The sequence below is a fragment of the Paenibacillus sp. FSL P4-0127 genome, assembly GCF_038007325.1.
GTDB lineage: Bacteria > Bacillota > Bacilli > Paenibacillales > Paenibacillaceae > Fontibacillus > Fontibacillus macerans.
In genome coordinates this window covers 714295-739745 of sequence record NZ_JBBOWY010000001.1, presented here as the reverse complement: position 1 = coordinate 739745, position 25451 = coordinate 714295, and the positions used below count along the sequence as shown (strand labels likewise).

Here is a 25451-nt window from a genome sequence, read left to right as displayed (position 1 = left end):
ATTATAAGATATGGGGATTTTATAAGCTTTTTTGGCCTATATCCGTAGTGTATGTGCGAACGTTTCGATGGGAGTGGACACATCCCTATTTTTTTGCTGTCCTTATGGAATGTGTGATGAAAACCGGCCCACGTTTAATTGAGCTTGCTTTGTGAAAGTAATATAATGAAAGTGGCGGTTTTTCGGGCTTTTCCCATAGATTGGCATGTGGGTAGAAATGAAGGAGGTCCAGCATGGCGGAAGAAAAATTCTCTCAAATCATTGACCGGGACATCAATGTGGAAATGCGCGAATCCTTTATGGATTATGCCATGAGCATTATTGTCAGCCGTGCATTGCCGGATGTAAGGGATGGTCTGAAACCGGTGCATCGCCGGATACTGTTTGCGATGTCGGAACTGGGGATGCATCCGGACAAGCCGTTTAAGAAATCGGCGAGAATCGTCGGCGAAGTCATTGGTAAATACCATCCCCATGGGGATTCTGCAGTTTATGAAACGATGGTGCGCATGGCCCAGGATTTCTCCATGCGCAATATGCTGGTGGAGGGTCATGGCAACTTTGGTTCCATTGACGGTGACTCTGCTGCAGCGATGCGTTATACGGAAGCGCGTTTATCCAAAATCGCAATGGAAATGCTTCGCGATATCAATAAAGAGACGATTGATTTTATGCCGAACTACGACGGTGAGGAGAAGGAGCCCGTCGTATTGCCGGCGCGTTTTCCAAATCTGCTGGTAAACGGGGTTTCGGGGATCGCCGTCGGGATGGCGACCAGCATTCCGCCGCATAATTTGGGCGAGGTTATCGATGGGGTCCAGGCTTTGATCGAAAATCCGGACATCAGTTCGCTGGAATTGATGGATTATATCAAAGGGCCGGATTTTCCGACGGCAGGTTATGTCATGGGCCGTTCCGGCATTCGGCAGGCCTATACGACAGGCCGGGGAGCCGTGACGATGCGGGCTAGAACCTCAATTGAGGAGCATAACAACAAAGCCCGGATCATTGTGGAAGAAATTCCTTATATGGTCAATAAGGCCCGTTTGGTAGAGAAAATCGCCGAGCTTGTACGGGAAAAAAGAATTGACGGCATCACCGATTTGCGCGATGAATCGGACCGCACCGGGATGCGCATCGTCATCGAGCTCCGCCGCGATGTGAACCCTAACGTTGTCTTGAACAATTTGTACAAACATACGGCGATGCAGAGCACGTTCGGCATCAACATGATTGCGATCGTCAATAACGAGCCTAAGCTTTTGACGCTGAAGGAAGTCCTTAGTCATTATTTGCAGCACCAGATCGAAGTTATTCGCCGGCGCACGGAATTCGACTTGAAAAAAGCCGAAGCCCGGGCGCATATCCTGGAAGGCCTGCGCATCGCTTTGGATCATATTGACGAAGTTATCGCCTTGATTCGCGCTTCCAATTCCGATGAAGAAGCCCGCGAAGGTTTGATGACGCAATTCGGTTTGAGTCTCGACCAGGCTCAGGCTATCCTCGATATGCGACTGCGCCGGTTGACCGGATTGGAACGCGAGAAAATCGAAAGCGAATATAACGAGCTGCTGCAAAAGATTGCGGAATACCGTGAGATTTTGGCCAATGAATCGCTTGTGCTGGAAATTATCGGGCAGGAGCTTCAGGAAATTCGCGAGAAGTACGCCGATCCTCGCCGGACGGAAATCACGATCGGCGAAGAGAGCATTCTCGACGAAGATCTGATTCCGCAGGAAGAGGTCGTCATCACGCTTACGCATACCGGTTACATCAAACGGCTGCCGGTTACGACCTACCGCAGCCAAAAACGCGGCGGGCGCGGCGTTGTGGGGATGGACACGAAAGATAATGACTTTGTGGAGCATCTGTTCGTGACGAACTCCCACCATTATCTGATGTTCTTCACCGACCGCGGCAAAGCCTACCGCCTGAAAGCTTACGAAATTCCGGAGCTGGGCCGTACGGCGCGCGGTACGCCGATCATCAACCTGATCCAGATCGAACAGGGCGAGACCGTCAATGCGGTGATCGAGGTCGAGCGTTTTGATGAGGACAAATACCTGTTCTTTGCGACCCAGCAGGGGATCGTCAAAAAGACGCCGATCGAAGATTACATCAACATCCGCAAAGGCGGCCTGATTGCCGTGAATCTGCGCGAGGACGACAGGCTGATCGACGTGAAGCTGACCGACGGCCAGCAGGAAGTCATCATGGGCACGGCGCAAGGGATGTCCATCCGGTTCCCGGAAAGCGACGTTCGTTCCATGGGCCGATCGGCTACCGGGGTTAAAGGCATTACGCTGGATGACGGCGACGAACTGATCGGCATGGATGTCGTGGTGCCGGGTCAGGACGTGTTGATCGTAACCGCCAAAGGCTACGGCAAACGTACGCCGGTTTCCGAATACCGGATCCAAAGCCGGGGCGGCAAAGGGATCAAGACGATCAACGTTACGGAGAAAAACGGTTCGGTCGTCGGCCTGAAAGTCGTTAAGGACGAGGAAGATTTGATGATCATCACAAGCAGCGGGACGTTGATCCGGACCAGCATGGAAGGCATTTCCACGATGGGCCGGAATACGCAGGGCGTAAAGCTGATCAATATCCGTGAGGATGATTCCGTAGCGACCGTCTGCCGGACGGACAAGAGCGAGGACGAGCCGGAAGGAGAAGGCGGAGAATCGGCCGTTTCCGAAAATCCGCCGCAGGAAGGATCGGGCTCCGAGCCGGCTGCCGATAGCGCTGAAGAATAAGCGGCATATGAAAACAGTCTTCCCAGCTTAAGGGCGGGAAGGCTGTTTTTTAGTTGATCATAGAAAGAAAGATTGCTTGCTATTTTGCCGCCGTACTATAATGACAGTAGACGAACCTTAGTTCTTAATCCCTAGATTTGGGAGAAATGAAGGCGGATTTTTAGTTTTGGACCTTGAGGAGAGAGTAAAAGATGACTAGTATCTCAATCACGGAATTAAAGCCTGGAGTCAAATTGTCAAATCATGTGCATAGCCCGTTGGGCGGTCTTTTACTGCAGAAGGGAAAGGTTTTGCTTCCGAGAGATTTGGATATTTTACGCGCTTTTATGATCGAACAGGTAGAAATTGAAGATTTGCAGCAACTCCCTGAACGTAAAGCAGCGGAGACGGTAAAGGAAGCTTCCAAAGAGGGCTACTCCGCTTCTATCGCTCCTTCCGCTTCTGCAAACGGTTCTGCGGAAAACGAGACGGTTTCTCCCTATGCTGCATTACACAAGGAATACGATCGTATGCTGCATTTGACGAAGAGCGCTTTTCAATCCGTATTGGCCGCCGAACTCCCGATTTATGAGCTTCGCCATCAGTTTGAGGCGTTGATCCGTCATTTGAAGCACTATAATGTGCTTACGTTTACGCCGCAATATATGAATGAATACGATTATTTGTACCACAATGCGCTCCTTTCTTCGCTGACGTCTTATCAGTTGGCGCAATGGCACGGATTGCCGCAGAAGGATTGGATGCAGGTCGCTTTTGCCGGCTTGCTGCATGATATCGGGAATACGAAAATCGATCCGGTGATTCTGTACAAACCGTCCCCGCTAACCTCTGATGAAGCGGAGGAAATGCGTATGCACACGACTTACGGCTATCAGCAGCTGCGCAAAACGGCGGCAATTAATGAAGGGGTCAGATTGACGGCGCTTCAGCATCATGAAAAGATGGACGGCACCGGGTATCCGTTCCGGTTAACCGGAGATAAAATCCATATCTACGCCAAAATCGTCAGCGTAGCGGATATTTTCCACGCCATGACGTTAAACCGGAGGTACCGTAAAGCCAAGTCGCCTTACTTGGTCCTGGAAGAGATCCGCTCCGAGGCTTTTGGAAAGCTGGATCCCGGCGTAGTCCAATCTTTTGTCGATAAGGTGACGCAGTTTCATAACGGGACGCGTGTACGGCTTAGCGACGGCAGCGTAGGCGAAATCGTGTTCTCCGACCGCAATCACCCGACTCGTCCGATGGTTTCGGTCAAAGGGGAAATCGTGAATCTTGTGCTGACAAGAGAGCTGCATATTGAGGAAGTTCTTTCCTAGGGTTGATATTGCACCGGCTTTTGGGGTATATTAATAGATACCCGCTGCAAAAGTGCAAGGCGATAAAAAACGACTGGAATTAGTTGTTATAAAAAAAGTCTTGCAATATTGTTTAAAGGGTGATATGTTATAAGAGTTGCCGCTGAAACACGGCAACGAGCGAAAAATGGGTTGATCTTTGAAAACTGAACAACGAGTGAGTATTAAATGAGAATTAAAATTCTCGTCAGTAACTGATTGAGCTAATCGCTCTTTCGAATAAACTTGGATGATTCGTTCATTCAACCTTTATTGGAGAGTTTGATCCTGGCTCAGGACGAACGCTGGCGGCGTGCCTAATACATGCAAGTCGAGCGGACCTGATGGAGTGCTTGCACTCCTGATGGTTAGCGGCGGACGGGTGAGTAACACGTAGGCAACCTGCCCGTAAGACCGGGATAACTACCGGAAACGGTAGCTAATACCGGATAATCAAGTCTTCCGCATGGGAGACTTGGGAAAGGCGGAGCAATCTGTCACTTACGGATGGGCCTGCGGCGCATTAGCTAGTTGGTGGGGTAACGGCTCACCAAGGCGACGATGCGTAGCCGACCTGAGAGGGTGAACGGCCACACTGGGACTGAGACACGGCCCAGACTCCTACGGGAGGCAGCAGTAGGGAATCTTCCGCAATGGACGAAAGTCTGACGGAGCAACGCCGCGTGAGTGATGAAGGTTTTCGGATCGTAAAGCTCTGTTGCCAGGGAAGAACGTCCTGTAGAGTAACTGCTACAGGAGTGACGGTACCTGAGAAGAAAGCCCCGGCTAACTACGTGCCAGCAGCCGCGGTAATACGTAGGGGGCAAGCGTTGTCCGGAATTATTGGGCGTAAAGCGCGCGCAGGCGGCTGTTTAAGTCTGGTGTATAATCCTGGGGCTCAACTCCGGGTCGCACTGGAAACTGGACGGCTTGAGTGCAGAAGAGGAGAGTGGAATTCCACGTGTAGCGGTGAAATGCGTAGAGATGTGGAGGAACACCAGTGGCGAAGGCGACTCTCTGGGCTGTAACTGACGCTGAGGCGCGAAAGCGTGGGGAGCAAACAGGATTAGATACCCTGGTAGTCCACGCCGTAAACGATGAGTGCTAGGTGTTAGGGGTTTCGATACCCTTGGTGCCGAAGTAAACACATTAAGCACTCCGCCTGGGGAGTACGGCCGCAAGGCTGAAACTCAAAGGAATTGACGGGGACCCGCACAAGCAGTGGAGTATGTGGTTTAATTCGAAGCAACGCGAAGAACCTTACCAGGTCTTGACATCCCTCTGACCGCTGTAGAGATATGGCTTTCCTTCGGGACAGAGGAGACAGGTGGTGCATGGTTGTCGTCAGCTCGTGTCGTGAGATGTTGGGTTAAGTCCCGCAACGAGCGCAACCCTTGACTTTAGTTGCCAGCAAGTGAAGTTGGGCACTCTAGAGTGACTGCCGGTGACAAACCGGAGGAAGGTGGGGATGACGTCAAATCATCATGCCCCTTATGACCTGGGCTACACACGTACTACAATGGCCGGTACAACGGGAAGCGAAGGAGCGATCTGGAGCGAATCCTAGAAAAGCCGGTCTCAGTTCGGATTGCAGGCTGCAACTCGCCTGCATGAAGTCGGAATTGCTAGTAATCGCGGATCAGCATGCCGCGGTGAATACGTTCCCGGGTCTTGTACACACCGCCCGTCACACCACGAGAGTTTACAACACCCGAAGTCGGTGAGGTAACCGCAAGGGGCCAGCCGCCGAAGGTGGGGTAGATGATTGGGGTGAAGTCGTAACAAGGTAGCCGTATCGGAAGGTGCGGCTGGATCACCTCCTTTCTATGGAGTACCTCGTTCCTGTTACGGAACGGTACAAATACAAAATCAGGTCTTAGGCCTGTTACTCACTCGTTGGTCAGTTTTGAGAGTTCAACTCTCAAGCTTATCCTTCCAACACTTGCCGGTTGAACGGTAAGGCAGGAGATGATAAGATATTCTTCCGCCGGTAAAACGGCGAAGAAACTTGATCCTTGAAAACTGGATAACGAAACGAAATTTGCGTTTTAGAACAATCCTTTTAGCTGAACTTGTGTCAAAACAAGTGAAGATATTAGTGGTTTGATATTTTCCTTCGGGAAAAATCATGGTTAAGCTACTAAGAGCACACGGAGGATGCCTAGGCGCTAGGAGCCGAAGAAGGACGTGGCGAACAACGAAACTGCCTCGGGGAGCTGTAAGCAAGCATCGATCCGGGGATGTCCGAATGGGGAAACCCGGCTGGGGTAATACCTAGTCACTCATCACTGAATCCATAGGTGGTGAAGAGGCATACCAGGGGAACTGAAACATCTAAGTACCCTGAGGAAGAGAAAACAATAGTGATTCCGTCAGTAGCGGCGAGCGAACGCGGATTAGCCTAAACCGAAGAGCTTGCTCTTCGGGGTTGTGGGACGTCTCACATGGAGTTACAAAAGCGGAGGTTAGACGAACAGGTCTGGAAAGGCCGGCCAGAGAAGGTAAAAGCCCTGTAATCGAAAGTCTCCGCCCTCCGAGACGGATCCCGAGTAGTGCGGGGCACGTGAAACCCCGTATGAATCCGCCAGGACCATCTGGTAAGGCTAAATACTCCCTAGCGACCGATAGTGAAGCAGTACCGTGAGGGAAAGGTGAAAAGCACCCCGGAAGGGGAGTGAAAGAGAACCTGAAACCGTGTGCTTACAAGAAGTCAGAGCCCTCTATATGGGTGATGGCGTGCCTTTTGTAGAATGAACCGGCGAGTTACGTTTGCAAGCAAGGTTAAGCTGAGAAAGCGGAGCCGCAGCGAAAGCGAGTCTGAATAGGGCGAATTTAGTTTGCAGGCGTAGACCCGAAACCGTGTGATCTACCCCTGTCCAGGGTGAAGGTGCGGTAACACGCACTGGAGGCCCGAACCCACGTACGTTGAAAAGTGCGGGGATGAGGTGGGGGTAGCGGAGAAATTCCAATCGAACTCGGAGATAGCTGGTTCTCCCCGAAATAGCTTTAGGGCTAGCCTCGGTGTGACAGTCGTGGAGGTAGAGCACTGATTGGGTGCGGGGCCCGCAAGGGTTACCAAGCTCAGTCAAACTCCGAATGCCATAGACTGATTCACCGGGAGTCAGACAGTGAGTGCTAAGATCCATTGTCAAAAGGGAAACAGCCCAGACCATCAGCTAAGGTCCCCAAGTGTGTGTTAAGTGGGAAAGGATGTGGAGTTGCACAGACAACCAGGATGTTGGCTTAGAAGCAGCCACCATTTAAAGAGTGCGTAATAGCTCACTGGTCGAGTGACTCTGCGCCGAAAATGTAACGGGGCTAAACACACCACCGAAGCTATGGCTTGAATCGACTTCACTGCTTCTTTGAGGCGGTGATAACCAGGTACATTTTTGCCGAAAGCAACCGATGAATATTGTTCAAAGGTTTCGGCCAAATGCACCTCGGGGTTAAACACAGGACTTCGAAGCAGGAGTGAAGTCGATTCAGGGGTAGGGGAGCGTTGTATGAGGGTTGAAGGTGTACCGGAAGGAGCGCTGGACTTCATACAAGTGAGAATGCCGGTATGAGTAACGAAAAGATCAGTGAGAATCTGATCCGCCGAAAGCCTAAGGGTTCCTGAGGAAGGTTCGTCCGCTCAGGGTAAGTCGGGACCTAAGGCGAGGCCGAAAGGCGTAGTCGAAGGACAACAGGTTGAAATTCCTGTACCACCGTAATCCGCTATGAGCGATGGGGTGACGCAGGAGGGTAGTGACGCGGGGCGATGGAATGCCCCGTCCAAGCAGTGAGGCTGGTGTGCAGGCAAATCCGCACACTATAAGGCTGGGCTGTGATGGGGAGGGAAAATTTACAGTACCGAAGGTCATGATCTCACACTGCCGAGAAAAGCCTCTAGCCAGGAGAAGGTGCCCGTACCGCAAACCGACACAGGTAGGCGAGAAGAGAATTCTAAGGCGCGCGGAAGAACTCTCGTTAAGGAACTCGGCAAAATGACCCCGTAACTTCGGGAGAAGGGGTGCCCCGGTAGGGTTTATAGCCCGAGGGGGCCGCAGTGAAAAGGCCCAAGCGACTGTTTAGCAAAAACACAGGTCTGTGCGAAGCCGCAAGGCGAAGTATACGGGCTGACGCCTGCCCGGTGCTGGAAGGTTAAGGGGAGCGGTTAGGAGTAATCCGAAGCTGTGAACCGAAGCCCCAGTAAACGGCGGCCGTAACTATAACGGTCCTAAGGTAGCGAAATTCCTTGTCAGGTAAATTCTGACCCGCACGAATGGCGTAACGACTTGGGCGCTGTCTCAACGAGAGATCCGGTGAAATTTTAATACCTGTGAAGATGCAGGTTACCCGCGACAAGACGGAAAGACCCCATGGAGCTTTACTGCAGCTTGATATTGGACTTTGATACGATTTGTACAGGATAGGTGGGAGCCTAAGAAGTGGGAGCGCAAGCTTCCATGGAGGCGCCGTTGGGATACCACCCTGATCGTATCGGAGTTCTAACCCGGTACCGTAAGCCGGTACGGGGACCGTGTCAGGCGGGCAGTTTGACTGGGGCGGTCGCCTCCTAAAGAGTAACGGAGGCGCCCCAAGGTTCCCTCAGAATGGTTGGAAATCATTCGCAGAGTGCAAAGGCAAAAGGGAGCTTGACTGCGAGACTGACAAGTCGAGCAGGGACGAAAGTCGGGCTTAGTGATCCGGTGGTACCGCATGGAAGGGCCATCGCTCAACGGATAAAAGCTACCCTGGGGATAACAGGCTTATCTCCCCCAAGAGTCCACATCGACGGGGAGGTTTGGCACCTCGATGTCGGCTCATCGCATCCTGGGGCTGAAGTAGGTCCCAAGGGTTGGGCTGTTCGCCCATTAAAGCGGTACGCGAGCTGGGTTCAGAACGTCGTGAGACAGTTCGGTCCCTATCTGTCGTGGGCGCAGGAAATTTGAGAGGAGCTGTCCTTAGTACGAGAGGACCGGGATGGACGCACCGCTGGTGTACCAGTTGTTCCGCCAGGAGCACAGCTGGGTAGCTAAGTGCGGACGGGATAAGCGCTGAAAGCATCTAAGCGTGAAGCCCCCCTCAAGATGAGATTTCCCAATTAGTAAGACCCCTTGAAGACGACGAGGTTGATAGGCCTGAGGTGGAAGTGCAGCAATGCATGGAGCTGACAGGTACTAATCGGTCGAGGGCTTATCCAAAACTCTACCCACCAAAGTGACGTGAAGCTTCGAAGCTGAGTCCGAGTACTTTGGCGGGGCCCAAAAATATACCCCAAAAAGTGACGCGAGGCTTCGTAGGTAATTCCGATTACTTTTCGGGGACCCCGGGAACTGAATAGGGGCTAACACGCAAATCAAGTTTCGTATCCAGTTTTCAAGGATTAACCTTGAATCGTTTGGTGGCGATGGCGGAGGGGTTCCACGCGTACCCATCCCGAACACGACCGTTAAGCCCTCCAGCGCCGATGGTACTTGGACCGAAGGGTCCTGGGAGAGTAGGACGCCGCCAAGCATGAAGAAGAGCACCGCCGATCACTCGGCGGTGTTTTTTGCATTGTCGGAATGCACAAGGGTTGCATTTAAATCTGACAAGTTACATTTTCTGGGCACACCCAAATTCAAACGGTTGCCACAAGCGCTATTTGTTCCAATACCGTTGATTTCAAATTGTAACGGTTGCCATAGTGCTTATTTCGCTGAAAACCAGTAATTTTTACTTGGACTCAGGCAAATAACGGCGCTCGCAACCGTTAGAATTTAGAAAAGGCCTTTTTTTCGGCAAATAGCCGCTGCTACAACCGTTAGATTTCGGATAGCTTTTACGGGAAAGCTTGAGCAAAAGTTAATGCAACGCCAGTGGAAATACTCGGGAAATGGGGAGATAAGCTCTTTACTAGAGCTAGAATACGGTCCGTTAGAGTTTGTAACATGCGCGAAAAAGGACAGTTTGTGATAAGAATACCGCACAGTCCGGGAAGAGCACGGCCGAAAACGTCGGCTGTGCTTTTTTGTATGTACGCCCAGCATGGGCGTCATCTATAGGGTGAAAGTCCCGAGCGGGGGCTGGCGAGCGCCTACCGCTAGCCAAGGGCAAGGGTGTCCATCGCGAGGTGGAATCTGAAGGAAGCCGGAGGCAAAAGCACGGGCCAAGGTACACAAACTGGATTTGAGGCAGGATGAACCGGATGAGCTGCCATAACACAGCGAAATCCAAAGCCGCCAAGGATCACTCCTGTAAACTCCAGTGGTCGTGGGCGGAAAGATGACGTTCTTATCTGGGGAGGCCTGCGGGAGAAAAAAAAAATGCGAAGTCACTTCGTAACCGCAACCGAGAGGCTGCGCTGAACCCGCAGGAGTCAGCAGAGGCCATAGTACGCAAGTACGGGACGCCGGAAAGCGGAAGGGCCGAACCGAAAGGAGAGAGGAAACCGATGCGTTCGCGTGAAGAGCAAAGACAGCCGAATATCCCAAAAGGGAGCTGCCAACAAAGAGAAGCGGTGAAGCCGTCAGGGTATGTTGGAGCGCCGAGTTCTTCATCGGCACAAATCGATCCTTCCTCTCACGAGGCAAGTAACGACTTGTTGGAGCGAATGCTCGAAGGGGAGAACCTCAGGCTCGCCTATAAGCGAGTGGTACAAAACGGAGGTGCCCCCGGTGTAGACCGAGTAACGGTAGCGGGGCTACAGGCTTACCTGAACACACGCTGGGAAACGGTGAAAGATGAACTCCTAACGGGAACGTACAGACCGATACCTGTCAGACGGGTGAAAATCCCCAAACCCGGAGGCGGTGTAAGGCTGCTCGGTATCCCGACCGTGATGGACCGCTTCCTCCAACAAGCACTTCTGCAAGTGATGAACCCGATTTTCGATGCCCCCTTCTCTTGGTACAGCTACGGCTTTAGACCGGGGAAGAGAGCACACGATGCCGTGAAGCAAGCCCAGCGATATATCCAAAGCGGTCTGCGATGGGTCGTAGATATGGATTTGGAAAAGTTCTTTGACCGGGTGAACCACGACATTCTCATGGCAAGAGTGGCAAGGAGAGTGACAGACAAGCGAGTCTTGAAGCTGATTCGGGCCTACTTGGAAGCCGGAATGATGGAAGGTGGCATCTGCCAGAAGACGGACGAGGGAACTCCGCAAGGCGGTCCGCTAAGTCCGCTTCTGGCAAACATCTTACTCGATGATTTGGATAAAGAACTGACAAAGAGGGGGCTGCGGTTTGTTCGTTACGCGGACGACTGCAACATCTTTGTAGCGAGCAGGCGAGCAGGTGAACGAGTCATGGAATCGGTCACACGATTTGTGGAAGGAAAGTTGAAACTGAAAGTGAATCGGGACAAAAGTGCAGTGGACAGGCCATGGAACCGGAAGTTTCTTGGCTTTAGTTTCCTGTCGAATAAACAGGCGACGATTCGATTGGCTCCCAAGACAATCTCTCGATTTAAAGAGAAGATCCGGGAGTTGACAAACCGTACCCAATCAGTCTCCATGGAGGAACGTATATCTAGACTGAACCGTTACCTCATGGGATGGATTGGATATTTCCGAATCGCATCGGCGAAGAGCCACTGTGAAAGATTCGACCAGTGGATTCGAAGAAGACTTCGAATGTGCCTATGGAAACAATGGAAGCGGGTACGCACCCGAATTCGTGAACTTCGGGCACTCGGAGTCCCAGAATGGGCCTGCTATGTTATGGCAAACTCCCGCCGGGGTGCATGGGAAATGTCTCGAAACACAAATAACGCCCTTCCGACTTCCTACTGGGAAGTGAAAGGGCTGAAGAGTTTGCTTTCTCGTTACCTGGAGCTTTGTTAACCTTTTGGAACCGCCGTATGCGGACCCGCATGTACGGTGGTGTGAGAGGACGGGGGTTAGTCACCCTCTCCTACTCGATTCTTTTTTACGATTCCGCTTGTCAATCAGTTAAAAAGCCGTAAAGAAAACGTCAATATTCGCGCGTAATCCGGACGAAAGAGAAAAAAACTGTAAGGTGGGATGTAACTTATTCTGCCTAAGCAGTCACTATAATGATAAAGGTGAGCAACAACAGAGAATGAAGAAGCGGCTCTGTAAATACAAAAGTGGTATTTGGCAGGAGGAGAAACCGAGATGAACAAATTGATGCGTTTAGGGGCTGTGGGTGTAGCAACAGGTTTGTTATGTTCCGCAATATTGCTGCCGGTTAGCCCGGGCCAAGCGGCTGCAGACGTCCGGCAAGGGAATTTCAATGCGGCCGTGGTCAAGAGCAAGAGCGCTGTCGGCGATGCCATTAACCTTAAAGTTAATGGGGAGAATACGGGGCTTAAGGGGCTGCTGCTGAACGGAAAAACCTTGGTTCCGGTCGCTTTTTTGCGGGATGCGTTGAAAATTCCCACTAACTATGACTCAAAAACGAAGACCTGGAAGATTGGCCAAGGTTATCGGCAGCTAACAATGATGGTGGCCGGAGGGAGCGTGGAACCCGTCATTAACGGTTTCTATATAGATGGAGAGGTCAAGCTCATTAACGGTAAAATCTACATTCCTTTTCAATGGGTCAAGGATTACCTCGGTTATGATGCGGTCTGGAATAAAGGCGCTAAGCAGTTAAACGTCATCAAGAGCCGAGAGAATAAAATCACGGTGACCACTTCAAGCTATGACAAGGAAAGCAAACGGGTTTCGGTTCATCTCCAATATCCTCAATTGGGCGGCATGGGAGATGCGAAAGCGGAGAAGGCGATCAATACGTTTTTTGAAAAGCAAATGGAAGATCACAAAGGGCACATCGACGAGGTCATGAAGGATCTCGGCGATCAGAATATAACGAATCCGAATAGTTTTGAGAGCTCGTATCTTGTCACCTATAACCAAAATGGCGTGCTCAGCCTTTTGTTCCAATATACGGAGTATACGGGCGGAGCGCATGGTATGAGTTACCGGACCGGATACACTTTCTCGTTGAAAGACGGCAAGCTTTTGGAACTTAAGGACTTGCTGGGCGCGAATAAGGATTATGAAAAGCGGATGAACGCCCGGCTAAGCAAGGAGTTGAAAGCAGACCCCGGTTATATGGGGGGCTTCGAAGGGTTAAAGGACAATCCGGATTTCTATTTGCTGCCGGGCCGCGTGCAAATTTTCTTCCAATTATATGAATACACGCCTTATGCCGCCGGTTTTCCGGAGTTTAGCTTTGCTTGGAACGAATTGCTCCCGAAAGGCAGTAGTCCGTTTGCCTCCTTCAAATAACGCGGAATCCGGTTGAATACGCTCTTGAGAGAACGGCCTAAGGTTATTATGATGCCAATTCCGTCACGCCTATCCCGGTTGTTTTCATGTACAATATGATTGTGTTTTGATTTTTTCCTTATTTTGCACGAATCATATTGCTGGAGGTAACTTGCGGGAATGAAGCCGATTTTGGAGATAGCCGATACGTTTGGGATTGCGGATAAATACTTGGAATTGTACGGCCGTTATAAGGGTAAGCTGGATCTTCGGCTGCTAAGCGATATGCGAGATCGGCCCGACGGGAAATTAGTGCTGGTGACGGCTATGAATCCTACGCCGGCCGGGGAAGGAAAAACACTGACGACGATCGGCCTGGCGCAGGCGCTGAACGCGATCGGCGTGCCGTCGATCGCTGCGCTGCGGGAGCCGTCGCTGGGACCATGCTTTGGCATGAAGGGCGGAGCGACCGGCGGCGGTAAGGCGCAAATTTTACCGTCCGAGGATATTAATTTGCATTTTACCGGCGACCTGCACGCGATCACTTCCGCGAATAACCTGCTCGCGGCGATGATCGACAACCACATTTTTCAAGGGAATGCACTGCAAATCGACCCGGGGCGCATTTTGTGGAAGCGCGCGATGGATATGAACGACCGGAGTCTTCGGCAAATCGTCGTCGGGTTGGGTGACGGGAACGGCCAGGTTCATGAATCCGGCTTTATGATTACTAGCGCTTCGGAGGTTATGGCGGTGCTGTGCCTCAGCGAAGACGCGGACGATTTGAAACGGCGGCTTGGCCGTATGGTTGTGGCCTGCAACATGTCCGGGGAAGCGGTCACCGCGGCGCAGATCGGCGCGGTCGACGCGATGACCGTTTTGCTCAAGGAGGCGATCAAGCCCAATTTGGTGCAAACGGCCGAAGGGTCCCCGGCCATTGTTCACGGAGGCCCGTTCGCCAACATCGCTCACGGCTGCAGCAGTGTGATCGGTACGAAGGCCGCCCTGAAGCTGGCCAAAATCGTGGTTACGGAAGCCGGTTTTGGAGCCGATTTGGGCGCGGAGAAATTTTTCAATATCAAGTGCCGTCAGGCTGGATTAACGCCGGACGCCGCGGTGCTCGTCGTTACCGTAAAAGCGCTCAAATATAACGGCGGGGTCCCCAAAGCGGAGCTGGACAAACCGAATCCCGCGGCGCTGGAAGCCGGTCTAGCCAACATTAGACGGCATTTGGAGAACATCGGGAAATTCGGAGTTCCCGTGATGGTGGCTATAAACCATTATGCCGACGATCCGCAAGATGAAATCCGGCTGGTTACCGAAGCCTGCCGCCGTATGGGGGTTCGGGCGGAGTTGTCCGATGTTTGGGCTAAAGGCAGCGAGGGAGGTTTGGAAATGGCCCGGGCCTTGCAGGATATTTTGCGGGGTGAGCCTTCGCGGTATGCGCCGCTGTATCCGGAAGAGCTTGATATCCGGGCAAAAATTGAAGCCATCGTGAGGGAAATCTACCGCGGCAAAGGCATCAAGCTGTCCGCTAAGGCGGAAGCGAAGATTCGGGAGCTCGAGCGCCTCGGATTTGGCCGCTTGGCGGTGTGCATGGCGAAAACCCCTTATTCCTTCTCGGATCAGGCAACGCTTCTCGGAGCCCCGGACAATTTTACTGTCCAGGTGCGGGACGTAACGCTGTCCGCGGGAGCGGGCTTTATCGTTGCGCATACCGGCAATATCGTGACGATGCCCGGTTTGCCCAAATCTCCGGCGGCGGAACGAATCCGTCTGGATGAGCGGGGGGAAGTGGACGGTTTGTTGTAGGTTCTCTTTTCCGGAACGGGGTTTGAAAACTGGAAATATAACGCACAAAAAAAGTACGGCCGAAGCGGGTCACGCCCCGGACCGTACTTTTTGCTTTTCGTTATGGTGTCAATTTAGGGGCGTGGCGATGATGAGTCCCTTGTTCATAGCTGTATGCCAGCTTAATCAGGGTCCCTTCGTCAAAAGCCCGGCCCAGGAATTCAATGCCGACGGGCAAACCGTTTGGGGTAAACCCGGCTGGAACGGTGATGGCCGGGAAACCGGAGAATGGGCTAAGGCGGTTGTTGTTGCCGGAAGCCTGGCTCTCGCCGATGAACGCGGCCGGTTGCGTCGTCGTCGGGTAAACGATCGCATCCAGGTCGTAATCGGCCATCACTTTTAGAAGGGCATCGCGCGTTAATTTGGTCCGGTTCAGCAAAATATCCTTATATTCCTCCGTTTCCAGCGTTTCCCGAGCCTCGCGGGCTTTCATGGACTGCTCCTGAGCCTTGTCATACTCTCCCGATGCGATAATTTCCGCCAGGCTATGATAAGGTGCGCCGTCTCCCAGCTCCTGAAGGTACTCATTCAATTGAAATTTGAACTCGTATCCGCTTAGGCTGGGGTACTCGTTGATTTCCGCCAGGTTCGGAATGGTGACCGGAATGGCCGCAGCTCCCAGGGCCTTCAGCTCATCGACCGCATGGTAAACGACATCGGAGACGGTCTTTTCCCGATCATTGCCGTTTTGAAACAGTTCGACGGCGACACCGATCCGGGCGCCTTTTAAACCGTCCGTATCCAGAAACGCGGTATAGCTTGCGGGAATATGCCCGACGCTGTACGCGGTTGCCGTATCATCCGGATCATACCCGGCGGTGGCGTCCAGCATGATAGCGGCATCCTCCACCGTGCGGGCCATCGGGCCGCCGACGTCCTGCGTCAAGGCCAGCGGGATGATGCCGTCGCGACTGGACAAACCGACCGTAGGGCGTATGCCCACCAGGCTGTTGAAGCTGGACGGGATGCGAATCGATCCGCCGGTGTCGGTCCCAAGGCCGGCTGCGGCGAAATTGGCCGCGACCGCCGCACCGGTGCCGCCGCTGGAGCCGCCGGGATAATGGTCGGGCGCGTACGGATTTTTCGTTTGCCCGCCAAGGGAGCTGGAGGTCGTGATGCCGAAAGCGAACTCATGCAGGTTGGTTTTGCCCAAAATAATGGCGCCGGCCTCTTTCAATTTGGCGATTTGCTCGGCATCCTTGCCCGGAATGGAATCTTTCAAGCATAGGCAGCCAGCGGTGGTAGGCATGTCAGCCGTATCGAAATTGTCCTTAACCAAAATAGGGATGCCATGAAGCGGTCCGCGCGGCCCTTTCGCGGCCCGTTCCTGATCGAGAGCTTCGGCAATGCTCAAAGCGTCGGGATTTAAGGTCAGAACAGCCTGCAGCGAGACGCCCTGGTCGTCGTATTTGGCGATGCGGTCCAAATACATTTGAACGAGTTGCTTTGAGGTCAGCTTGCCCTGATCTATCGCTAACTGCATATCGGCGATCGTCGCCTCTTCGAGCACAAACGGTTTCAAATGACCCGCGACGCGATCATGCAAAATCGTCAAGTCCTCAGCCGTTAGCGGTTGCCCCGGCATAAACAGGGTTTTGGAATACCCCTCCATTAAGCCGGCTTTGACAACAGCCCCAACCGCCGGTGCATAGGAGGCATCGTCCGCTACATCATCGAAGGTTTCCGCCGCATCTTTCAAATTCAGCCATTGCTGAAGGAAGACGGCGGCGTTGCTGCGCTGCATTTTCGCGCCTTGAGGAACGTCGAGCGTTAGGGCGGATCCCGCTTCGGCGGCGGCCTCCTTCATCGAAAGGTAAAATTGATCTGCCGTGATAAAACCTTGGGTTTTCCCAGCCCTGGCACTACTAGCCGCAGCAGAAGCCGCAGCAGAGGCCGAAGCGGCCTCCGCTGGTGTGCCGCCGGTCCATAGCCCGGTCATCAGAACCCCGGTTAATAGCAGGGAACTGCTTTTTTTCCAATTCCAGCGATGTAGTTTCATCTCTTTATTGCTCTCCTCTCCTGAAATCGTATGTAAAGAATATGGGTACCATCATAAATAGATGTAAGGTATTATGACAAAATCACTTTAACTTCAAATAAGCGCATACATGATTGATTTAATTTATAATGCTTTATAAATCTCCCGAATTCGTGCAATCATTAAATAAAGTGACTAAAAATTTGTGTAAAATAACATAACATTTAAGTCACGCGATTTTCCGCTTCAGTATTGCATTTTGAGCTGTACGGGTTTACTATACTTAGAACCTATCAAAAAGAATGTAACCTTTTTGTTACCGACAACGGCAAGTCAACCGTTATAATTGTAATGATATGTTATTGTCTAGGGCATATAGCCTTCCGAATTCTATATCAGGCATCGACAACATGGGATAACGTTTACAGTATATAGGCAGGGTAAGGAGGAATGGATCATGCGGCGCAGAGGAGTTGCGTATTCCTTATGCTTCATGTGGGGAGTCTTGATGATGATGTTCGTCATCGCGGGCTGTGCGTCTTCCGAGCCTTCGTGGACAAATTACGTAGGGGCGGCTGTGGAAAAAAGCTTCCCGGTTCCCAAAGAAGCCGATCAGACGGATAACGCATTAAATAACTCAAAAATGGACTATGTTCACTACTCGCTGAAGGGGTTAAGCGAAAGCGGCGGCATACCGGATGCTTATGAGAAGGTCATAAAAGAATGGGGCTGGACCGAACAAAAAGAGGAACGCGCCGGTTCAACCCGAGTTTACGAGAAAGGCAAAAAGATTGTGCAGCTGACCATTCACGACGATTCGTTTACGGTGCTTGTCCCAAAACAAGAAGATAAGGCGGTGATTCAAGGTCTGGAAAGCAGTCCTTGATTTGCCGGGCCCGCAGCAACGCGGGGATCGCTTAAATTCGGTACAAGCCAGCCAGCCGGTTGATTCCGAACGGTTCACCAGTATCGGCCTGTTCCTGCAAACCGCAGGCAACAGGCTTATTGTAAAGGTTCAGAAAAATAACGGAAAAAATGGTCCTTATTCTCGTCAAAAAAGGAGTGTGGCGAGAATAGAGGATTTTTTTGTCCCTATTTTAGTAAGATGGGGGTAAAAAAGCCGTGTTTTTCAAGCGTTGCCCCGAATAAGGACAAAAGTTCCGCTATTTTCTTCGAGAGAGTAAAAATCTTAAAAATAGCGACGTAAATTACCATTATATCCGTCAGAAAGTAAAACTTAGGCGGCGCCTCGGCATCCTCCTATCGCAAGAAAAAACAACCGCCAAACGCAGCTATTTTCTCTGAGTACGTACTCACTGCAAGTAATAGGAAATATCGGGACCGGTGATTTTCAGCATGCCGTCTTTACGTTGGCCCCGTACACAGGCAAGGGCGAGCAAACGTGGTGCAATCAGCCAGAAGTGCCAGAAAAACAAGGACAGCACAAAAGAAACCGGGGACCACGGAATGAGGATCGCGATGATACAGCAACCGATCCAGGCGGCATGCAGGTGAACTTTGCGAAATACGGAGTAAGCCACATATTGTTCGGGCATATAGCCGATCCAGGGCAGCAGCCGGGAAAAACGCCAGCGCTTGCGGTAGGAATGGCTTAAGATGATCAGGACGGACCGGGAAATGACGAATTGAATCCATAACGCAATGGGTGCGGCAATCAGAAAGAAGAAAAGGCTGGTCCAGGATAGAAAAATCATCTCTGCGGCAAGCCAAAGAAAAGGAAGCGTAGCGAAGCCATAGATCAAGGCTTTAGGCAACACGACCTTTTTCAGCAACCGGTAATGGTAAAACGTCGCGTTTGTTTCAGGATCAGCGGATATCACCCATCAACCCTCCTAGAAATCACATATAGTACGTGTTCAAAAAGTCGGCTTTTCAGCACCGAAGCCTATGCTTCCGCTGTGCGTTTTTTCAAAACGCTTAAGGTCGGATGAAGCTAGGGACGAAAGTAGCGGAGCTAAACGTTTTCGGAGAAAACGGCTTCGGAAGCATAGAACTACCTCTTTAAAACTCGGACATACCTATATTATTATATCGGAGCAAGCCGCCGATAATTAAAGATGCGGCGTACAAACACAGCCGCGGGCCATGCGGCATAAGATAAAGCAGGTAAGGGACTATGAAAAGGTTTAAAATAATAGAATCTGTGTCATACTGATAGTAAAACAGACAAGGTGGGATTTGGGCATGGATGAGCGGACCGAAAGAACTTGCATTATATGCGGGGAGCCAAAAACCGAAGGCATTCATATCGTATCGGAATTTATATGCGATGCGTGCGAGGCCGAAATGGTGCATACCGATGTGCAGGAGGAAAAATACCATTTCTTTATTCATCAAATGAAGCAAATTTGGGTGCAAAAGAATGCATAATACGCATAAATCGATGAGGTGACAGGGCCTGTTCTTCGGGAGAACGGGTCCTTTTCTATATGCGATATTGCCCATTCGGGGAAAGAAGCGGTAAAATGAAGCAATGATATTTTCAGCAAAGCAGGACCACTGCCGGAAGGATTAAGATAGAGATGCCGGAACAAGCACAAGCCAATCGGGCTCCGTTATATGAAGCTTTGATGCAATATATGAAAAAAAACGATGTTTCCTTTCATGTGCCGGGACATAAAAACGGACAAGCCCTGCGCGGCGAAATGCCCCCGGAGCAGGATCTGCTGTCCCGGGTGATGGAAATCGACGCCACGGAAATTACCGGCACGGATGATCTGCATCATCCGGAGGGAGCGATCCGTGAGGCGCAGCAGCTGGCCGCCGCCCAATTTGGGGCGGAGGAGACGTTTTTTCTTGTCGGCGGCAGCACAGCCGGCAATTTGGCGCTGATCCTGAGCGTGTGCACCGCTCCGGGCGATGTGTTGCTCGTGCAGCGGAACGTGCATAAATCCGTCATCCACGGATTGATGCTGGCGGGCGCGCACGCGGTGTTTTTGGCGCCACGGCTCGATGCGCCGAGCGGCCTGGCGACCATCCCGCCTGCGGAGACGGTGCGTGAAGCCCTGCGCCGGTACCCCGGCGCTAAAGGGCTGCTCGTCACGCACCCGAGCTACTACGGGATGGGCGCATCGCTGCGGCCGCTGGCCGAGCTCTGCCGCGCGCACAGCGTGCCGCTGCTCGTCGACGAGGCGCACGGCGCCCACTACGGCCAGCATCCGGCGCTGCCGGAGAGCGCGCTGGCTCAAGGCGCCGATGGCGTCGTGCAGTCGACGCACAAGATGCTCACCGCGCTCACGATGGGCGCGATGCTGCATGTGCAGGGCGGGCTGATCGACCGCGCGCTGCTGCGCCAGCGGCTGGCGATGCTGCAGAGCTCCAGCCCGTCCTATCCCATCATGGCTTCGCTCGACGTGAGCCGAAGCCTGCTGGCGGCCCAGGGGCCCGCCCTGTTCGCAGGCGGGCTGGCTGCGGCCGCCGCGGCGCGCAGCGGCCTCGATAAACTGCCGCGCTTCGGCTTCGTCAAGCCGCCGGGCGCGAGCGGCGGGGCCGCTGCATATACTATTCAAGACCCGTTTAAGCTTGTAATATACGACACAACAAACAGGTGGAGCGGCTACGAGCTGCAGCAGCGGCTTGAGGCGGAGGGCTGCGTGCCGGAAATGAGCGATGAGCGGTACGTGGTGCTGGCGTTTGGACCGGGGACGACGGAGCGGGACGCCCTGCGGCTGCTTCAGGCGCTGGAGCGCATCGCGGTGGCAGCGGAAGAGTCGGAGGGTGCGTCGGAGAAATCGAAAGAGAAGGCGGCAGAAACGACGGCACAGCCGGCAACGGCGGCGGAGAAAAGGGAAGCGGAGCAGGAAGAGGAACAGGAAGAGGAACAGGAAGCTTCCGGAGGTGATCCAGCTGCGGAACTTTCCACGTGGAACATTTCGCCGGACCCGAAACCGGCAGATCCCGCAATAAGAAATGCTGAAGTCCGGTCCCAAGCCGCTGCCGGTATAGGTGCGCAAGTAACCGGCACGGTTATAGACTTGGAACCTGCCGATTGCGGATCGGGCATAGATGCTGAACAGGCCGACGTTCTTCCCGGCATCTCCGAGCCTGTGGCGTTTTCCTTGGCTCCCCTATCCCAAGGGGAAATTGAAGCGATTCCCGTGGAGGACAGCGCCGGCCGGCAGGCCGCGGAGATGATCATCCCTTATCCTCCGGGCATCCCGCTGCTGTATCCGGGAGAGACGATCACGGAAGAGACGAGAAGTCGTCTGATCCGCCTGCGGCATTCCGGGGCGAAATGCCAGGGGGCGGCCGATCCTTTGCTGCTCACCATCCAAGTCAAGAAGCTAATCAAGAAAGCAGGGAATGAACCACATGAACGGTAAAGAGAGAGGACTATTTATTACGCTGGAAGGCGGTGACGGTTCGGGCAAAACGACGGTAATGGCCGAAGTGGCCCAAGTTCTTGAACAACACGGCGTTTCTTATATGACCACCCGTGAGCCGGGGGGGATAGAAATCGCCGAGAAAATCCGCGACATCATTTTAAACCCGCAGCACACAGCGATGGACGCCCGTACCGAAGCGCTGCTCTACGCGGCGTCGCGGCGCCAGCATTTGGCCGAGAAAGTGGAGCCTGCCTTGGCGCGGGGCGTCAGCGTGCTGTGCGACCGGTTCATCGACAGCAGCCTGGCTTATCAGGGGTATGCGCGGGGACTCGGCATTCAAGAGGTGCTGAACATCAACATGTTTGCGACGCAAGGGCGTTTTCCGGACCTTACCTTTTACCTCGATATCGAACCGGAGGCCGGTTTGGCCCGCATCGCCGCAGGCCAGGGGCGAAAGGTCGACCGTCTGGATATGGAAAGCATCGGGTTCCACCGGAAGGTTCGGGAAGGTTATTTGCGGATTGCCGGGATGTACCCGGAGCGGATTAGGCGGATCGACGCCTCGCAGGGCCAAGCCGAGGTGGCCGCCGACATTCGCAGCCAACTTTCCGCATTTTTAAAGGAAATGAAGGCCTAGCTGTCAAATAATAAGGTGTGGTACATTTTTAGTATAACGAGTTTAATATAACGAGGAGGGACTGCAAATGAAACTGATTGTTGCGATTATCCAGGATAAAGACAGCAACCGGCTGTCCAGCGCGCTCGTCAAGGAAAATTACCGGGCAACCAAGCTGGCCAGTACCGGAGGGTTTCTTCGGGCGGGGAACACGACGTTTATGATCGGTGTCGACGACCACCAGGTGGACGCGGTGCTGAACGTCATCCGCAACAGTTGTAAAGTTCGCGAGCAATTGGTAACCCCGGTAACGCCGATGAGCGGGACCACCGATTCGTATTTGCCGCTCCCCGTGGAAGTGCAGGTCGGCGGAGCCACCGTATTTGTACTGCCGGTAGACCGGTTTGAACATTTCTGAGAAAATACGATTAGATAGAAATACGCGTCACGTTCAGTCAGCTGAGTAATTTCCAAAAGGTAGGCGGTGATCGAAGATGAAAATTGATCCGGGATTCCGGCCGCTCCAAAGCGGCTTGGGGGTGACTGACGGCCCCGCGAAGCCGGTGCAGTCCAAGAGCTTCGCCGATGTCATGCAGCAGCATGGGGAGCGGGCGTCGCAGGAAGAGCTGACCCGGCGGTTTAAGGAAATTCAAATGCAGGGGGATCGGCTGGCACGTTCCATGACGATCCGGGAGCTGAAAGCATACCGGCTTATGGTCAAAAGATTTCTCGAAGATACGGTCCGCCGGGGCGTCCTCATTAAGGATGTCAAAGGATGGGATCGCCGCGGCCGGGGAAAACGTTACAAGCTGCTGGACGAAGTTGACGCCGCTTTGCTTGCCATGGCCGATGAACTGCTGGAAACCGAGCAGGGCAAAATCGAGCTGCTGCAAAAAATCGGCGAAATCCGCGGCATGCTGATCAACTTGTGTTTCTAAAAGTGCGAGTATCAAATGGAGGAAACCACGTGTCATTTCAGGATATCATCGGCCAGGATACCGCCAAGCAGCTGCTGCAGGGCGGCCTGCGGAGAAACGAAATATCGCATGCTTATATTTTTAGCGGACCGCCTGGAAGCGGGCAAATGGAAATGGCCATGGCCTTCGTCCAGGCGTTGTTCTGCACCCGGGGCGGGGACGACGCCTGCGGGGAATGCCTGGAATGCCGCAAGGTGCTGCATGGCAATCACCCGGATCTTTTTACCGTCAAACCCGATGGGGCAACGATCAAAATCGACCAAATCCGCGATTTGCAGCGGATTTTCTCTTACCGTTCGGAGAGCGGCAATCCGAAAGCCTATATTATAGATGAGGCGGAAAAAATGACGGTTCAGGCCGCCAACAGCCTGTTGAAATTTTTGGAGGATCCCCCGTCGCCGGCGGTCGCTATTTTGCTGTCCGACAATGGACGGGCTTTGCTGCCGACGATCCAATCGCGGGCGCAGTGGGTGCCGTTTTTGCCGCTGAACCCGGAGCGGATGCTCCAAATTTTGGCGGATGAGGGATATCCGGCAACTTTGGCCCGAAGCGCCGTTCATCTCGCGGCAGGACTGGGTCCGTGCCGTGAACTTATCCAGCAGAATTGGTTTGCAGAAATTAGAAACGTAGTGTTACAATTAGGGAGGGAGATCGCAGGCCGTGGCGGTTCTCCTTTAATTACAGTGCAGCAAAGCTTGTTCAAGGCCGGTTTAAGCGACCACCTGGACATGTTGTTTAGTCTTTTCCATTTGTGGTTTAAAGATATGATCCACGCGCTCTATCATAAGCATGATCAAGTCGTTTTCATAGATGAGTTGGAGTTTATTTCCAGACATGCCTCTTCGCGCAGTCCGCAGCAGTGGATTGAAGCGATGGCACTGGCTGCGGAAAGCAAAAAGAAACTGCGGCAGCATATGAATGCCCAGCTTTGCGTTGAGCAGTTCCTCATCGCGGTAGACGGGCAGAGGTAGAACGTTTGTTCTGCCCGCACAGGCAGCACTCAGGCACTTTAGAAACTTTCTCCCGTGAAAGAGCAGGGAATGAGAAGGAAAGCTGGTTCGAGCGATGCTTTTTTGGCGTATCACCATTTATGGGGGTTTTATAGGTATACGAGGGGGTTAGTTTTTGTACACTGTAGTGGGCGTCCGTTTTAAAAAAGCGGGCAAAATATATTATTTCGATCCGCTGGACCTTCCCGTTGAGAAGGATCAGAACGTGATTGTCGAAACGGCGCGCGGGATCGAATACGGTAAAGTGGTGGTCGGCAAGAAGCAGGTGGGAGAAACGGATGTTGTCCTTCCGCTGAAGAAGGTCATCCGGATCGCCGACGAAGCCGACGCCCGTGTAGTCGAGGAGAACAAGCTTGCGGCAAAAAACGCTTTTGCCACATGTTTAAATAAAATCAGGGACCATGACCTGAAGATGAAGCTGGTCGATGTAGAATTTACGTTCGACCGCAACAAGATCATTTTTTACTTCACGGCCGAGGGAAGGGTGGATTTTCGCGAATTGGTGAAGGATTTGGCCAGCATCTTCCGCACCCGGATCGAGCTGAGGCAAATCGGCGTCAGAGACGAAGCCAAGATGCTTGGCGGAATCGGTCCTTGCGGACGCGTGCTCTGCTGTTCTTCCTGGCTGGGCGACTTTGAGCCGGTTTCCATTAAAATGGCCAAGGATCAGAGCCTGTCGCTAAACCCAACGAAAATTTCCGGTTTGTGCGGACGGTTAATGTGCTGCCTGAAGTTTGAGCATGATAACTACGAAAGTGTGAAGGAGGAGCTTCCGTCCGTAGGCAAAATGGTCATTACTTCTTTGGGCGACGGGAAGGTGGTCGGAATCAACGCCGGATCGCGCACCGTGCACGTACAGCTGTTCGAAATCGGCAAGGTGAAGGAGCTTCCGCTGGACGACGTTGTCCTTAAATAAGAAAAGGCTTTTTCAAGACTTTAGAGATGACGCTGGGGTGGGAACTTGGAGAACAAGGACATTTTCAACCATATGCAGGCGCTGGAATCACAAATGGGCAAAGTTCACGGCGAATTGGGCAGCCTCATGCTTGAAGTGAAAAAGCTGGTGGAAGAAAACCAGCGGCTCTTGCTGGAGAATGAGCAGCTGCGCAAAATATTGAAGCGGGAAAGCGCGGAAAGCCGCGTGCCGTTAACGCCCGCCGGCAAGGCTGCGGACCCGGTACTGGCCGGTAAAGAAGCGATCGATGTCGTGGGCGAAGGGTATGATAATTTGGCGCGTCTTTATCATGAAGGTTTTCATATTTGCAATGTTTATTATGGACATCTTCGTACGGAAGGCGATTGCTTGTTCTGCTTGTCATTTTTGAATAAATAAAAGAATAATAAACCGTGGGGATCGGCCCTACGGTTTTTTTTCAAT

The 25451-nt window shown here is 52.7% G+C and carries 16 protein-coding genes and 3 rRNA genes; 17 read left to right on the top strand and 2 right to left on the bottom strand.

Going from position 1 to position 25451, the window contains the following annotated elements; genetic code table 11:
• Nucleotides 1-233: 233 nt before the first annotated feature.
• From gyrA to NYE74_RS03115, 8 genes are all read left to right on the top strand, one after another.
• Entirely contained in the window at nucleotides 234-2756 is a 2523-nt protein-coding gene (gene gyrA, locus NYE74_RS03150) for a DNA gyrase subunit A (protein WP_036618172.1), read from the top strand.
• A gap of 191 nt (nucleotides 2757-2947) precedes the next feature.
• Nucleotides 2948-4072 (top strand): HD-GYP domain-containing protein, encoded by a 1125-nt coding sequence (locus NYE74_RS03145; protein WP_036618170.1) that lies wholly within the window; start codon nucleotides 2948-2950, stop codon nucleotides 4070-4072.
• A gap of 288 nt (nucleotides 4073-4360) precedes the next feature.
• A 16S ribosomal RNA gene (locus tag NYE74_RS03140) occupies nucleotides 4361-5914 on the top strand.
• Nucleotides 5915-6220: 306 nt separating this feature from the next.
• Nucleotides 6221-9279 (top strand): 23S ribosomal RNA (locus NYE74_RS03135).
• 196 nt (nucleotides 9280-9475) lie between these two features.
• Nucleotides 9476-9592 (top strand): 5S ribosomal RNA (gene rrf / locus NYE74_RS03130).
• Together the 16S, 23S and 5S rRNA genes form the textbook arrangement of a ribosomal RNA operon.
• A gap of 919 nt (nucleotides 9593-10511) precedes the next feature.
• A complete protein-coding gene (gene ltrA / locus NYE74_RS03125) occupies nucleotides 10512-11903 on the top strand; it encodes a group II intron reverse transcriptase/maturase (RefSeq protein ID WP_036621729.1) in 1392 nt (463 codons plus the stop codon).
• Between the two features lie 294 nt (nucleotides 11904-12197).
• Nucleotides 12198-13316 (top strand): PdaC/SigV domain-containing protein, encoded by a 1119-nt coding sequence (locus NYE74_RS03120; RefSeq protein ID WP_124333646.1) that lies wholly within the window; start codon nucleotides 12198-12200, stop codon nucleotides 13314-13316.
• 159 nt (nucleotides 13317-13475) lie between these two features.
• Nucleotides 13476-15107 carry a formate--tetrahydrofolate ligase gene (locus NYE74_RS03115; RefSeq protein WP_036618168.1) on the top strand — a complete coding sequence of 544 codons (1632 nt, stop codon included), beginning with the start codon at nucleotides 13476-13478 and terminating at the stop codon, nucleotides 15105-15107.
• 100 nt (nucleotides 15108-15207) lie between these two features.
• Here the strand turns inward: NYE74_RS03115 and NYE74_RS03110 are convergent, their stop codons facing one another.
• The gene (locus tag NYE74_RS03110) at nucleotides 15208-17145 is read right to left on the bottom strand and encodes an amidase family protein (protein ID WP_036618167.1); all 1938 of its coding nucleotides are present in this window, start codon (nucleotides 17143-17145) and stop codon (nucleotides 15208-15210) included.
• A 436-nt stretch (nucleotides 17146-17581) separates the two neighbouring features.
• Between NYE74_RS03110 and NYE74_RS03105 the strand changes: the two genes are divergently transcribed.
• Entirely contained in the window at nucleotides 17582-18010 is a 429-nt protein-coding gene (locus NYE74_RS03105) for a hypothetical protein (RefSeq protein ID WP_051985145.1), read from the top strand.
• A 427-nt stretch (nucleotides 18011-18437) separates the two neighbouring features.
• Here NYE74_RS03105 and NYE74_RS03100 read toward each other — a convergent pair whose 3' ends face one another.
• Entirely contained in the window at nucleotides 18438-18965 is a 528-nt protein-coding gene (locus tag NYE74_RS03100) for a hypothetical protein (protein WP_306308161.1), read from the bottom strand.
• 364 nt (nucleotides 18966-19329) lie between these two features.
• Between NYE74_RS03100 and NYE74_RS03095 the strand changes: the two genes are divergently transcribed.
• From NYE74_RS03095 to NYE74_RS03060, 8 genes are all read left to right on the top strand, one after another.
• On the top strand, nucleotides 19330-19515 hold the full coding sequence (locus tag NYE74_RS03095) for a sigma factor G inhibitor Gin (protein ID WP_036618164.1): 186 nt from the start codon (nucleotides 19330-19332) through the stop codon (nucleotides 19513-19515).
• 152 nt (nucleotides 19516-19667) lie between these two features.
• Complete coding sequence (locus tag NYE74_RS03090; RefSeq protein WP_341004580.1) at nucleotides 19668-21467, top strand: aminotransferase class I/II-fold pyridoxal phosphate-dependent enzyme; 1800 nt, start codon at nucleotides 19668-19670, stop codon at nucleotides 21465-21467.
• A complete protein-coding gene (tmk, locus tag NYE74_RS03085) occupies nucleotides 21457-22107 on the top strand; it encodes a dTMP kinase (protein WP_036618160.1) in 651 nt (216 codons plus the stop codon). The genes NYE74_RS03090 and tmk overlap by 11 nt, the downstream gene beginning before the upstream one ends.
• A gap of 67 nt (nucleotides 22108-22174) precedes the next feature.
• Nucleotides 22175-22504, top strand: coding sequence for a cyclic-di-AMP receptor (locus NYE74_RS03080; protein ID WP_036618158.1), 330 nt, complete (start codon nucleotides 22175-22177; stop codon nucleotides 22502-22504).
• A gap of 76 nt (nucleotides 22505-22580) precedes the next feature.
• Nucleotides 22581-23024: a YaaR family protein gene (locus tag NYE74_RS03075; protein WP_036618156.1), complete on the top strand. Its 444-nt coding sequence runs from the start codon at nucleotides 22581-22583 to the stop codon at nucleotides 23022-23024.
• A gap of 29 nt (nucleotides 23025-23053) precedes the next feature.
• Nucleotides 23054-24034, top strand: coding sequence for a DNA polymerase III subunit delta' (gene holB / locus NYE74_RS03070; RefSeq protein ID WP_341004579.1), 981 nt, complete (start codon nucleotides 23054-23056; stop codon nucleotides 24032-24034).
• A gap of 154 nt (nucleotides 24035-24188) precedes the next feature.
• Nucleotides 24189-24989, top strand: a complete 801-nt coding sequence (locus tag NYE74_RS03065) for a PSP1 domain-containing protein (protein WP_036618153.1) — start codon at nucleotides 24189-24191, stop codon at nucleotides 24987-24989.
• A 45-nt stretch (nucleotides 24990-25034) separates the two neighbouring features.
• A complete protein-coding gene (locus NYE74_RS03060) occupies nucleotides 25035-25406 on the top strand; it encodes an initiation-control protein YabA (RefSeq protein WP_036618150.1) in 372 nt (123 codons plus the stop codon).
• The last annotated feature ends 45 nt before the right edge of the window (nucleotides 25407-25451 follow it).